Source organism: Enterococcus raffinosus (assembly GCF_001886185.1).
Classification (GTDB): Bacteria; Bacillota; Bacilli; order Lactobacillales; family Enterococcaceae; genus Enterococcus_A; species Enterococcus_A raffinosus.
In genome coordinates, this window is the sequence record NZ_JXLA01000016.1 from 1 (window position 1) to 12711 (window position 12711).

Sequence of the window (12711 nt, forward strand, 5' to 3'; positions counted from 1 at the left end):
GAACGAAACTGACTAAAGTCATTAAATGATTATTAAAAGCGCTCGATCGTATTTGATCGAACGCTTTTTAATTAGGCATATACTTTTTTTAAGTTATCTTCTTGAAAGACTATTTATCTGATTCGGCTAATCGCTTATAAACATCGATTAATTCTTGTGTTAATCCGATATAAGAGATAGCATTCATTAAATGGTCTTGACTATGCACCATTAGTAATGTGACTTCGGCATTGTTCCCGCTGGCTTCGGCAGTCAATAAACCTGTCTGAGTGTTGTGCGCCTCTACCAATGCTTCATTTGCAGCAGTCATTCGTTTTTCCGCCTCAGTAAAATCATTGCTCTTTGCGGCGGCTAATGCTGCAACTGCCTCCCCCTTTGCATTTCCTGCATTCATGATTAAGCCCATCACTATTTGTAGTTGCTCGTCATTCATTGTCAAAAATCCCTTCTACATGTAAAAATAAATCCGTCCTACTGACTTTTTACTATCTTTTCATGGTGCTTTGTTCGTTACAAGTTACTAGCATACTTTTCTCCAAGCTTTTCGATTATCTTAGATTTCGTCAAAATCAAACGTATCAAAGTCGATTTCTTCTGCATCAAGTTCTTCTGCTTCTTTTTCTTCTCGTAAATATTGATCGTCTAATACTTTAATGAAGGGATAATAAATTGCCATACCCAAAACAATCAGTAATGCCTGCAAGACAGTCGCCTGCCAGCCACTAACTAAGAAGCCAGAAATAATCGGCGGTGTCGTCCATGGTAGCTGAATCCCGTTTGTATAAGGAACGATTCCCCAATCCATTGCGAAGTAAGAAATAATTATATTAATAGTAGGAACAAGTGCAAAAGGAATCAGAAGAATCGGATTCAAGACAATCGGCAATCCAAAGATAATCGGTTCATTGATTCCGAAAATACTTGGTACTAGTGATAATTGAGACAATTTTTTTACTCGCTGGCTCTTACAGAAGATGACCATCACAATAATCAATGATAAGGTGGAGCCGCCACCGCCAAACGTTGCGAACATATCTTGAAATTGTCCTGTGATGATATTTGGAATTGGGTGTCCATCTTTAAAGGCTTGCATGTTTTCAACTGACAGCGCACGTAAAACGGGATTAAATACCGCACCTACCACGCTGCTTCCATTGATACCAAAGAACCAGAAGAAATGTAAAAACAGATAAGCAATAATCATGGCGCCTAAAGTGTTTCCTAAACTTAGTAAAGGCGTTTGTAAAAACTTAAAGATGACATCCTGCAAATTCCCCATTGGAGTCAATGAAACTAGCCAGTTGATCACAAACATAATCGTCACAACCACAAAACTCGGAATTAATGCTTCAAAGGATTTTACTACGGTTGGTGGTACCCCTTCAGGCATTTTGATCGTCCAGCCGCGATGAATAACTGCTGCAAAAATTCGTGTAGATACTAAAGCAATAATCATCCCCAAAAATAAACCACTTGAACCCATCCATTTTAGCGGTAAGCTAGTAACATCAAAAACCTGCGTGCTGTTTTCAGGCGTAAATTGGGTTGTAAAAGGGGTCAAAATGAAGAAGGATACTAGGGCTAACGCGCCGGATTGTATCGCATCAATGTCCAATTGACGTCCCAAGCTATAGGCAATTCCAACGACAGCTAAAATCGTCATGACATCAAAACTGGCTGACGCAGGAACAGACATCAACGATTCCCAGTTGCTTCCTAAAATTGGAGTAATGATGTTGCTCCAATTAGGAATTGGAAAGTTTGCCAGTAATAAGAAAAAAGAACCAACAATTAATAATGGCGTGGAAATCAAAAATCCGTCACGAATCGCAATCAAATATTTATTTTCCCCGATAATTTTAGCTAATGGGGTCAAAACTCTTTCCAACCAGTTTAAAAACTTCTGCATCTTTTTTTCCTCCAATCAATCAAGTACTATTTTTTATTTTGTTTAATTAATTTCAAAACTTCTTTCATCGCTTTTTCGCCATCCATCATACCGTAAATCTCTGGAGCGATTACTGCGACGGGGATTCCTAATGGTGCGAATTGCTCTTTGGTTTTTTCCAATAGAAATTTTACTTGTGGACCTAAAAGAATAGCCACAGGTTTTTCCTTTTCAACAACTTCTTGTGACCGTGCGACCGGAAAAGCAGTGATTTGAAGAGGCATGTTATGCTTATTTACAACCTCCATCATTTTATTGACCATAATACTTGTGGACATTCCTGCATCACAAAATAGATAAATTTGTTTTTTACTCATAGTATTCACTCTCCTAAAATTTTTATACAATTGGTGCCTTAATCCGTTTTTCATAAGCATCTAGCCAATCTTGTGTAATTGGCTCAATAATAGTAGTATGCTCTGCCCCCATATTAGCGATAAAAATTTGCGGTTCTTCGTGATCATTTCCAACGCTAAAGGTGAATTCAACATTCGTCGCTACACCCCATTCGCCTTCTTTGTTCATCGCAATCAATGAGAAGGCGCCAGCTTTTCCATAACGCGCCGTTAATTTATCATGGAATTCATAAACCGCTTGATCACAGGCAGCCTGTGGCTTTAACCCTTCTCCCATCAATCGAACGATCTCATAGGATAAGCAGCCCTTCATTAAATCTTCTCCTAAACCTGTTGCGGCCGCGCCGCCAATTTCACTATCCACATAAAAACCAGAACCAGATAAAGGTGAATCTCCTACACGCCCTGGTTTTTTCATGAAGAGTCCCGAGCTAGAGGTTCCCGCAGTCATGGTGCCCATTTGATCTAATGTAATAGCTCCGACTGTATCGTGACCGTCGTAAGGGTTCAAATTGTTTTCCTGAATTTCTTTCAAACGCTTCTCCCATATTTTATGAGCACGTTCCGTCAGCATACTTTTTCTTTCAAACCCCTCCAGCATTGAATATTTCGTTGCCCCTTCACCTACGCGAAAGCTATTAAATTTATCCTTGCTCAATTTTCGTGCGACAGAAATTGGATTTTTTACATCTGTGATGCCCGCCACCGCACCAATTTCAAACGTGTCTCCATTCATAAAGGCTGCATCCATTTCTAGGATACCTTCCGCATTTGGCAGCCCTCCAAATCCAACTGATTTATAATAGGGATAATCCTCCACTGTTTTGATCAAAGCCTCCACAGCATCTCCTGCATTTGCTTTGTTTTCTAATAATCGCATTGCTTCAACTACGCCATCGTGCGCCATACGCCATGTGGCAATCGCTCCCCACGCCATCTTCATGCCCCTCTCGTTACCGTTTACATTTAAAAATCTGACCTCATTATAAATAGTATATACTGTTTTGTATATACTAAATTTAAAATTTTTTTATTTTGTTCCCAGAAAGTATCACGCCATGAAAAAAGACCTGACAATTCATGTCAGGTCTCATTGGTTTTATTCAATTAGTTTTAACATGGCACGCATATAGATTTCCATATTCAGCAATAAATCTTCTTCATCCATATATTCATCTTGATTGTGGGCAATCCCCTTTTGTCCAGGAAATGACGGCCCAAATGCGACGATATTGGGTACAAAACGTGCGTAAGTGGCTCCTGTAGTTGTTACTGGCGTCCCATCTAGCTTTGTAACGTCTTCATAAATCTTTGACAAAGCATGAACGTTCGGATCATTTTTGGGAAAATGACTGCTTTGAATGCGGCGAACCACTGATAGTTGACTCTTAGGTGGAAGATGTTTTTCTAGTGCTTTCGTTACCTCTGCTTCTGTCACAGAAACTGGATAGCGAATGGCTAATGAAAGAGATAACTGATTTCCCTTTTTGAGCAGCTCATAAGGAGTGACCATTAATTTCCCACTGTCTGTATCCGAAAAATCAATACCAAGTCCTTCCCCATAATGCTTGTTCGCCAAACTTTTTTCTAGCCATAAAAAGTATTCTTGCAGTTTTCCTGAAAGTCGTCTTTCCTGATTGATTTTTTCTGCTAATAACGTAATGGCATTCATCCCAAGCTCTGGCGCATTCGATGGAGCTCTTTTCCCTGTAACACGAACCACTTCCCCGTCGATCCTCACCGATAAGTCATCGGGCACATGATCTCTTGCTTGGTCCCCGACAAATTCTCCTATATGCTCCAGCATTTCCTCAGCAAATGGGGTTAAAATCTCATAATTTACAATCCCACGTTCGCCATAAACCACTGGATATTTACAGTCTGGTGTAAAACCAAACACTGGTGCTGGTTCCTCACTTAGATAAAGCGGGATATCCGAACTGCCGCTTTCTTCATTGGTTCCAAAGACAATTCGAATGGTTTTTTTTACTGGCAAATCCATATCCTTTAATAATTTCAATCCAAACAAACAGGATAAAATCGGGCCCTTATTGTCTAAAATGCCGCGACCATAAAAACGCTGATCCTTTTTGCTCAATTTGAAGGGGGGAAAGGTCCAGCCTTCCCCAGCAGGAACAACATCCAAGTGTCCTACGACACCAATATAGTCTTTATCTTCCCCCCATTGCGCATACCCAACAGCATTATTGACGATTGCGGTCTTAAAACCATAGGTCTCGGCCAATGCCATAACCGTTTCTAAAGCTACTTTTGGTCCCTGACCGAATGGTGCGTGTTCTGCAGATTCCCCTTTCACACTCTCCACTCGCATCACCTGATCAAGATCCTGATAAAACTGCTCTTTATTTTCTTCAATCACTCTTCTAAAATCAATGGTCATGAGAAGTCTCCTCGTTTCTATCAACAATGTATTTGTTTAGTGGTTGTATCGAGTCAGCGTTGTTTTAAATACATAGCGATCTGATCGATAGTATGAAATATCATAAAATATTGGTGTCGCATCTAACGCATAGGTCACGGAATAAACCTGTAACAACGGATCACCCATCGGGACATCCAAAAGTTTTGATAACTCTGGCCGTACTAAAATCGCTTCTACTTCTTGATGGGAATAAGCAATCTCAGTTTTTTCTTCTAATAGCTGGAATAGGGAGCCGATGAAGTCCTCCTTGGTTAAGCCCTTGACATAATATTCGGATAAATAAATTTTTTCCACCGTCATTGGTTCATTATCTAGAATTCGCCGCCGAACAAGTTCATAAATTGGCTGATCTTCTTCTAATTGCAAGGCATTCAATATCTCTTCTGATGGTTCGGTAACTTGCTGGAAAGAGATCACTTCTGTGCTGCTGGTTTTTCCATAAGCTTTCGCTGCTTCAGTAAAGCCTTGCAGCCCGGAGCGTCCGCTTTGAATTTTTGGCTGTGACATCACATAGCTGCCTTTGCCTCGTCGTTTCACTAAAATATTCTTAGTGATTAAATCATCAATCGCCTTACGTATCGTTAATCGACTGCAGTCAAATTCCTTTGCCAAATCATATTCAGAAGGCAATTTCTGCGAACTGACATACACACCCTCGTGAATGCGTTTTTCAATTTCGGCGGAGACTTGATCAAATTTTGCCTTTGTTGATTTTTTCTCTTCCATACTTTCTCCTTCATTCGCTTTATGTATTTCGTTTTTAATCATCATTTTCACTATACTGATTCTTTCATGCCTTGGCTAGGCTAATCTTCTCAGGAGTCTATTCGGTATATACCTTCTAGTATATACTATACTGATAATGGATAAAATTCAATCATCTAAGAGACTTTTAACGTTTAATCTAGCTTGTTTTAAGATAGTGGACTACCTATCACCGCTTTCCTTCTAACGACATTTCCCTTATAATACCTTCAGGTGATTTTATGAATACAATTGATGCAACGGAAATCGTTGAAAAAATGAGCAATCAAAAAATAAATTATGATAGAGTGCTTCACAAAATGATTCATGCGTGGGAAAAAGAGAAGGTTCGTCCACGTATTCTGATTCATTCTTGTTGCGCGCCTTGCAGCACATACACACTAGAATTTTTAACTCAGCATGCAGATGTAACTATTTTCTTTTCCAACTCAAACATTCATCCAGAGAGTGAATACCAACGACGCGTGCTCGTCCAAGAAAAATTTATCAATGATTTTAACGCGGCGACAGGCAATCATGTGGAGCTGATTATTGATGATTATAAGCCAAACGACTTTATTCAATTTATGCAGCAAAACAATCTAACTGATGAACCTGAAGGCGGCAAACGCTGTACTGCATGTTTCAATATGCGCCTCGATTTAGCAGCAAAAGAAGCATTAGAACGAGGATATGATTACTTCGGTAGCGCTCTGACGATCTCTCCGAAAAAAAATAGTCAATTAATCAATCAAATCGGCATGGATATTCAAAAAATCTACAATACACATTATCTGCCTAGTGATTTTAAGAAGAATTCTGGCTATCAACGCTCTATTGAAATGTGTAAGGAATACGATGTGTATCGTCAATGCTACTGCGGCTGTGTTTTTGCCGCAAAGCAACAGGGCTGCGACCTCAAAACAATCAATAGAGAAGCAAAAGCCTTCGTCAAGGAGCATCAACAGCAACCCACAGAAGCATAGGCTAAGAACGATAGAAAAAACCTATCGTTCTTTTTTCTGCAAAGAATTCAAAAGATGGAAATAATTTGTTGTTTCGCCATCCACTATTGCTTTTTTATAAATTTAGCAAGTCGCATTTATGATAGCCTTTACATAGCCACCCCATCTTCGGTACAATAAACTAATTACAAAGCTGATTAAGAGAGGTTTCTGTATGTTTAAAGCTAAAATGAATGCACGCTTCGGCTTCTTTCTACTATTGACATTGCTGTTATGGGGAAAAAGCGTATTCGCTTACTTTATTGATTTTGATTTGCGGTTGGATAATGCTTTACAAATATTTATTCTATTAATCAATCCGATAGCGACAACAATGCTCTTTTTATCGATTTTTTTGTTTATCCGAAGAACAAGAGCTGCTTATGTTACAGGCTATCTGATTTACTTATTATTAAGCGTTTTACTTTTTGCGAACGTCGTCTATTATCAGGAGTTCACTGATTTTCTTACCATCGATACGATATTAGGCGCTGGAAAAGTCGCAAGTGGACTGGGTGAAAGTGCGATTCGGCTATTTAGACCACATGATATTCTTTATTTTCTAGATTGTATTGCTGTATTGGCCGCCCTACTTCTAAAAAAGATTCCGCTGGACACCCGTCCGGTACGTGGAAAGTTTGCTTTTATGACTACGATTGCTTCACTGCTGTTTCTATTAGGAAACATTGCTTTAGCGGAAACAAGCCGACCTGGACTACTGACACGAACCTTTTCTAGAGATTATTTAGTGAAATATCTAGGAATCAACGCTTACACCGTTTATGACGGGATTAAGACCTATCAAGTTTCCCAAATCCGTGCGCAAGCCAGTCCAAATGATATGGCGATTATAGCAGACAAGCTGAGGCAGCAGCCTAAAGAAAAGAATGAAGAAACCTTTGGCCTTGCAAAAGGGAAAAATATCATCTATGTACACTTGGAAAGCGCCCATCAGTTCTTGATCGATTACAAACTAAAGGACGAAAATGGGGACGAACATGAGGTGATGCCCTTCGTAAATAGCTTGTACCACAGCAACAATTCCTTTAGCTTCGATAATTTCTACCATCAGGTGAGCGCAGGAAAAACCAGTGATGCGGAGACCTTGTTGGAAAACTCTTTATTCGGACTGAATCAAGGCTCGCTTTTTTCACAATTAGGCGGGAAAAATACCTTTAATGCAGCTCCGGCACTTCTTGATCAAAAATTGGGGTATACAACAGCGGCTTTCCACGGAAACGCTGGAAACTTCTGGAATCGAAACGAAACCTATAAAAAATTTGGTTATCAGCATTTCTTCGACGCCAGCTATTCCAAATTGGACGATGAGAATTCTTTCCAATATGGGTTGCATGATAAGCCCTTTTTCCAACAATCGGTAAAATATTTAGAGCATTTGCAGCAGCCTTTTTATGCAAAATTTTTGGCTGTTTCAAACCACTATCCTTTTTCAGAACTACCGGAAGCTGAGAACGGTTTTCCAAAGGTCAATACTGGCGATTCAACAATTGATGGTTATTTCGCGACAGCTAATTATACAGATACGGCCATCAAGGAATTTTTCGATTATCTAAAGGCAAGTGGGCTCTACGAAAATTCTATGATCGTTTTATATGGCGATCATTACGGTATTTCAGATTCTCGTATCAAGGATACAAAAGAATTGTTTGGCAAAGAGGATTGGACCACCTTTGATACGATACAAACACAAAAAGTACCCCTCATTATCCATATTCCTGGTCAAGATAAAGGAACGATCAATCACACCTATGGCGGACAAGTGGATGTGTTGCCAACCCTTCTGAACCTAATTGGTTATGAGTCCGATCATTTGATGCTGCTGGGGCAGGATTTACTTTCGCCCACCAGAGACGAAGTAGTGGCCTTTCGCAATGGCAATTTCGTTACGAGAGATTACTCCTATCACAAAGGCGATGTTTACGATAACCAGACGGGAGATTTACTAAACTTTAGCCATCCTGAAATCGTTGAATCGGCTAAAGAAGTGAAGAAGAAAGTAGATGAGCAATTAGCCACCTCCGATCAAATCAATAATGGCGATTTGCTGCGCTTTTATTATGACAGCGGGATCAAACCTGTAAAAACAGAGGACATTAATTACAAGAACTCGATAAAAGACTTAACAGACATCGAAAAAGAGCTTGGAGAAAAATCTACCAGCGTTTATTCTCACAACAATCAGCATTCAACAGAAGAACTATATAATACCCGATCGTATAAGGAATATACAGAAGAAGCAGACAAATAAAAAGGAGTGAAAACAGCGAAAAATAGCTGTTTTCACTCCTTTTTATTGAATTAATTTTTCCAACACTTGCATAACACCAGATTCATTATGAGACGGCGCTTGATGTTTGGCTGTCGCTAAAACTTCTGGACTACATTCTTTCATAGCATAACTGTACTCTGTCAAGGCGAGCATCTCCAAATCATTGTTCGCATCGCCAAAGGCCGCGAGTTCGTTGGGCTCGATTCCCCATTCATCTAGTAAGCTTTTGATTGCTCGTCCCTTCGTCACCCCAGGGATGATAATGTCGATACTGCCATGACCGCTAGTAACGGCTGTGATTTCTCCGCCAAAGGCTTCATTCAAATGAGTGGCGATCTCATACGTCTTTTCAACTTCCACATCTAAGGCAAATTTTACAATCGGATCTTCTGGAAGATCGTCAAAATCCGCCAGCTCTTCTAAATGATAGCTATAAATTCTAGCAAATTTTTTGAACTCTTCGCTGGCACTTTCCAATAAATAAGAAGACTTGACCCCACACGCAACAAACTCTAAATCATGGGCGCCCTCTACTAAGAACGTCATGATTTTTTCTGTCAATTCCTTCGAGAAATGACGTTCCCATTGTAGGCCTTGGTCGTTAAAGATCAATGCGCCATTTTCCGAAACGTAAGTAATTCCTCGGTCTCCGCTAAAAAACGAGCGGAGCTGATAATACTGATTTCCACTAGCCACAATGAAACGAATCCCCTTCTCCTTCATCTGAGAAAAAAGTGCTTCAAATCGCGGACGATCATAGTCATTTTGACTATTTAAAAATGTCCCGTCCATGTCTACTGCTACAGCCTTAATCATATATTTCCTCCTCTAATAAGCTGCTGTAAAATATTCAACTGCAGCTCAAAATTTTGTCGTGCTTTTTTATTCTCTGTATCCAAAATGAAGCCACAGGATAAATTCAGTAAAGCAGCTAGCATCAAAAATCCTGCGGTGATCAGTGTTGGCATTCGCTCTACTACCCCAGTACGTAAATAAGCTAGAAAAACAGGAATACCTAAAATAATCGACAATCCTGCTAAAATCACTGCCAATACACTGAAAAACACTAGCGGACGATAATCCTTGAATAGTTGGAAGATTGTTTTGATCACTCGCAGCCCATCAGAGATCGTGTTCAATTTTGAATCGCTGCCTTCTGGTCGATCACGGTAATCGACTTCTATATTTTTGATCACAAAGTTTTTATCTAAGGCATGAATGTTCATTTCCGTTTCAATCTCAAAGCCTTTGCTCAAGACCGGCATACTTTTAGCAAACAAGGGACTCAGCGCTCGATAGCCCGTTAAAATGTCCTTGATGTTCCCATTAAAAAAGTAATTGATCAGGTTACGAACCACAACATTCCCAGAATTATGAAATGGTCGCTTATTCTCTAAAAAATACGTTGAAGATAAGCGATCACCGATGACCATATCCGCACCATTCTCTAAGACTTCACGACACAAATGGTGCGCATCTTTTGCGGGATAGGTATCATCTCCATCTACTAGCAAATAGCATTCTGCTTCTATTTCGCGAAACATCGTCCGAACAACGTTTCCCTTTCCCTGCCGACTTTCCCTCTTGACTTTAACACTTGCCGCTTTGGCAATCTCATAGGTATCGTCAGTGGAATTGTTGTCATACACATAGATTGTCCCTTCTGGCAACTCCTGTTTAAAATCATCGATCACTGCTTGAATGGTCTGTGCCTCATTGTAGCAAGGGATCAATACTGCAATCTTATCCAATCGATCGTTCCTCTTTTCTTTGCGTTGTCCGATAGCTTTTAGGTGTTTGATTAAAACGGGCCTTGAACAGCTTGCCAAAATAGCTGGCATCTTTAAACCCGCATTCTTGCGCGATTCGCTCGACTGTCCACTTAGTATTCAGCATCAACCCGATAGCCATTGATAGTCGATAATCATTGATATATTCCATGGGCTTCTTTTGGGTAAAACGAGCAAAAATCCGAAAACATTCTGAACGACTAATCTTGCTGTGTTCACAAATTGTTTGAATCGTCACACGCTTCATATAATTTTGCTGAATATAGTTCATAACCGCTTTTATTTCTTTCTCGTATTTTTCCGGGCGTTTGTTCAGTGGAGTCTTGTCTTTTTCCAGCAGATATAGGAATAGTTTTTCCCAAATTGAACTAAGTTTGGAGAGAATTCTCAGCTCATAGCCCACTCCTTCATCGACAGTTGCTAAATCGATGAGTCGTTTATACATTTCTTGTCCTATCTTTCCAGAGTGTTCAAATTTTTCTCCAAGAAAGCCTTTTTCACTTAATGATTGAAAATACTTTTGATAGATAGTGCCTGCACCGCCGCCTGTCAGCAGATCTGGCGAAAAGACAATGGTCAGCATCTCAGCAGTCGTCTCCTTTTTACTTAGAGCCGCTCCGTGTAAACTATTTGAATAGACAATCATGGTATCTCCTTCTTTTAAGAGAAAGCATTGGTCATCTAAACGATAGTCCAGTGTTCCCTTTAACAGGACATTCATCTCAATTGTTTCATGCCAATGATAGTTCAACATTTGGCCTACCGTTTCATTAAAGTCATCCTGCCAAATACCAAAAGGAAACGCATTATCTGGAAACTCCATCAATTCCTTTAAATGACTATCTAAGTAAAGCTTTTTCGCTAACATCGCAACACCTTCGAAACTATTTTTATAGTATTAACTCCTATTATAGGATAATCAGACAATATATGAAACTATTTTTCCATAAAAAGCAATAACATTTACAAAAAAACTCACCTCCGCTCATGCGAAAGTGAGTGTCTTATTAATATACTTGATATTCTTGACCCGTTTGTTTTCCTTCAACGCTTTTAACATAGGCCATTGCTACACGCTCTGCCGGTATTGGCACAAATCCTTTAAAAGAATCTTTGTATTTTTCATAAGATTCCACCAAAACGTTCGGACTGACACAGTTAATACGAATCCCTTGAGTAAAGTCAATCGCTGCTGATTTTACAAAAGCTAAGACACCGCCATTCGCCATCGCCGCCGAAGCACCGCCAGGAATAGGATCGTCCTTCATGATTCCCGTTGTAAGAGTAATACTCCCATCACGTCGCAAATATTTCTGTCCAATCAATGCAAGGTTAATCTGACCAAGTAATTTACTTTGCACAGCTACCATATTGTCCTCCGGTGTCATCTCTTCTACCAGCTGAAATTTTGCGGTTCCTGATGCATTGACAATCGCATCAACGTGCCCCACTTTTTTGAACATTGTTTCGATACTGTCCACCGATGTCAAATCTACCTGCACATCCCCACTTGTTCTCCCCGCAAGGATGAGTTCGTGATTGACCTTTAATTTCTTCACAATTGCTTGTCCGATTGTTCCTTTACCACCGACTACTAAAATCCGCACAATTTGTCACTCCTTTTTTAGCTTTTCAATATATTCTTTTGTGGTCATCGTCATTACACCAGCGTTTTTCAGCTTTTTATTCCAAATATTCCGTATAGGCTTTAGTACAGAGTCATGGGCATCCTCGATCAATGTCACAGGAAAGCCTTCTGCCAAAGCTCCTTTACAGGTCGCTTGAACACACGCATTGCTCATCAAACCAACCACAACGAAATTTTCGAAATCATTTTCCTCCATTAGCGTCTTAAACTCTGCTGCCTTGAAAGTGTTCATTTGGACTTTCGTTACTACTAAATCACAGGCTTCTTGATGCAGTTTTGGTGATAACTCTCCATAACCTGCCTTCTTAATCAGAACCACAGGCAAACGTTTTTTATGAAACTGATCAATTACCGCATTCACGTTTTTCAAAAACGGCTCTTTTCCAATCAATGGCGCTGTAGTTCCCGTCTGAACGTCTACTACCAATAATGCACTTTTTGACATGTACCTCCAACCTTTCCCCTTTCATCTTTATCTAATTATAATG

At 39.8% G+C, this 12711-nt stretch carries 13 protein-coding genes; 2 read left to right on the forward strand and 11 right to left on the reverse strand.

Going from position 1 to position 12711, the window contains the following annotated elements:
* Nucleotides 1-109: 109 nt before the first annotated feature.
* From RV13_RS10050 to RV13_RS10075, 6 genes are all read right to left on the reverse strand, one after another.
* Nucleotides 110-433, reverse strand: a complete 324-nt coding sequence (locus tag RV13_RS10050; protein WP_010743832.1) for a PTS lactose/cellobiose transporter subunit IIA — start codon at nt 431-433, stop codon at nt 110-112.
* Between the two features lie 120 nt (nt 434-553).
* Nucleotides 554-1909 carry a PTS cellobiose transporter subunit IIC gene (gene celB, locus RV13_RS10055; RefSeq protein WP_010743833.1) on the reverse strand — a complete coding sequence of 452 codons (1356 nt, stop codon included), beginning with the start codon at nt 1907-1909 and terminating at the stop codon, nt 554-556.
* 26 nt (nt 1910-1935) lie between these two features.
* Nucleotides 1936-2265, reverse strand: a complete 330-nt coding sequence (locus tag RV13_RS10060) for a PTS sugar transporter subunit IIB (protein WP_010743834.1) — start codon at nt 2263-2265, stop codon at nt 1936-1938.
* Between the two features lie 22 nt (nt 2266-2287).
* Nucleotides 2288-3241, reverse strand: a complete 954-nt coding sequence (locus tag RV13_RS10065) for a glycosylasparaginase (protein ID WP_010743835.1) — start codon at nt 3239-3241, stop codon at nt 2288-2290.
* A gap of 162 nt (nt 3242-3403) precedes the next feature.
* Nucleotides 3404-4705: a M20 family metallopeptidase gene (locus tag RV13_RS10070; RefSeq protein ID WP_010743836.1), complete on the reverse strand. Its 1302-nt coding sequence runs from the start codon at nt 4703-4705 to the stop codon at nt 3404-3406.
* A 36-nt stretch (nt 4706-4741) separates the two neighbouring features.
* Complete coding sequence (locus tag RV13_RS10075) at nt 4742-5473, reverse strand: GntR family transcriptional regulator, LSA1692 subfamily (RefSeq protein WP_010743837.1); 732 nt, start codon at nt 5471-5473, stop codon at nt 4742-4744.
* A gap of 260 nt (nt 5474-5733) precedes the next feature.
* Here RV13_RS10075 and RV13_RS10080 point away from each other — a divergent pair, with 260 nt between their 5' ends.
* Nucleotides 5734-6477, forward strand: a complete 744-nt coding sequence (locus tag RV13_RS10080) for an epoxyqueuosine reductase QueH (protein ID WP_010743838.1) — start codon at nt 5734-5736, stop codon at nt 6475-6477.
* A gap of 193 nt (nt 6478-6670) precedes the next feature.
* Nucleotides 6671-8764 (forward strand): LTA synthase family protein, encoded by a 2094-nt coding sequence (locus RV13_RS10085; protein ID WP_010743839.1) that lies wholly within the window; start codon nt 6671-6673, stop codon nt 8762-8764.
* Between the two features lie 42 nt (nt 8765-8806).
* Here the strand turns inward: RV13_RS10085 and RV13_RS10090 are convergent, their stop codons facing one another.
* The 5 genes from RV13_RS10090 to RV13_RS10110 form a co-directional block, all read right to left on the reverse strand.
* Entirely contained in the window at nt 8807-9601 is a 795-nt protein-coding gene (locus RV13_RS10090; protein ID WP_010743840.1) for a Cof-type HAD-IIB family hydrolase, read from the reverse strand.
* On the reverse strand, nt 9598-10536 hold the full coding sequence (locus tag RV13_RS10095; protein ID WP_010743841.1) for a glycosyltransferase family 2 protein: 939 nt from the start codon (nt 10534-10536) through the stop codon (nt 9598-9600). Before RV13_RS10095 ends, RV13_RS10090 begins: the two co-directional genes overlap by 4 nt.
* Entirely contained in the window at nt 10529-11443 is a 915-nt protein-coding gene (locus tag RV13_RS10100) for an AraC family transcriptional regulator (protein WP_010743842.1), read from the reverse strand. Before RV13_RS10100 ends, RV13_RS10095 begins: the two co-directional genes overlap by 8 nt.
* Before the next feature lie 139 nt (nt 11444-11582).
* Complete coding sequence (locus RV13_RS10105; protein ID WP_010743843.1) at nt 11583-12182, reverse strand: short chain dehydrogenase; 600 nt, start codon at nt 12180-12182, stop codon at nt 11583-11585.
* A gap of 6 nt (nt 12183-12188) precedes the next feature.
* Nucleotides 12189-12668, reverse strand: a complete 480-nt coding sequence (locus tag RV13_RS10110) for a cysteine hydrolase family protein (RefSeq protein WP_060789324.1) — start codon at nt 12666-12668, stop codon at nt 12189-12191.
* Nucleotides 12669-12711: the final 43 nt, after the last annotated feature.

Coding starts and splice junctions, on each gene's coding strand:
- RV13_RS10085 (WP_010743839.1), top strand. CDS start 6,671: ATGTTTAAAGCTAAAATGAATGCACGCTTCGGCTTCTTTCTACTATTG.
- celB (WP_010743833.1), bottom strand. CDS start 1,909: ATGCAGAAGTTTTTAAACTGGTTGGAAAGAGTTTTGACCCCATTAGCT.
- RV13_RS10090 (WP_010743840.1), bottom strand. CDS start 9,601: ATGATTAAGGCTGTAGCAGTAGACATGGACGGGACATTTTTAAATAGT.
- RV13_RS10075 (WP_010743837.1), bottom strand. CDS start 5,473: ATGGAAGAGAAAAAATCAACAAAGGCAAAATTTGATCAAGTCTCCGCC.
- RV13_RS10050 (WP_010743832.1), bottom strand. CDS start 433: ATGAATGACGAGCAACTACAAATAGTGATGGGCTTAATCATGAATGCA.
- RV13_RS10070 (WP_010743836.1), bottom strand. CDS start 4,705: ATGACCATTGATTTTAGAAGAGTGATTGAAGAAAATAAAGAGCAGTTT.
- RV13_RS10100 (WP_010743842.1), bottom strand. CDS start 11,443: ATGTTAGCGAAAAAGCTTTACTTAGATAGTCATTTAAAGGAATTGATG.
- RV13_RS10080 (WP_010743838.1), top strand. CDS start 5,734: ATGAATACAATTGATGCAACGGAAATCGTTGAAAAAATGAGCAATCAA.
- RV13_RS10065 (WP_010743835.1), bottom strand. CDS start 3,241: ATGGCGTGGGGAGCGATTGCCACATGGCGTATGGCGCACGATGGCGTA.
- RV13_RS10110 (WP_060789324.1), bottom strand. CDS start 12,668: ATGTCAAAAAGTGCATTATTGGTAGTAGACGTTCAGACGGGAACTACA.
- RV13_RS10060 (WP_010743834.1), bottom strand. CDS start 2,265: ATGAGTAAAAAACAAATTTATCTATTTTGTGATGCAGGAATGTCCACA.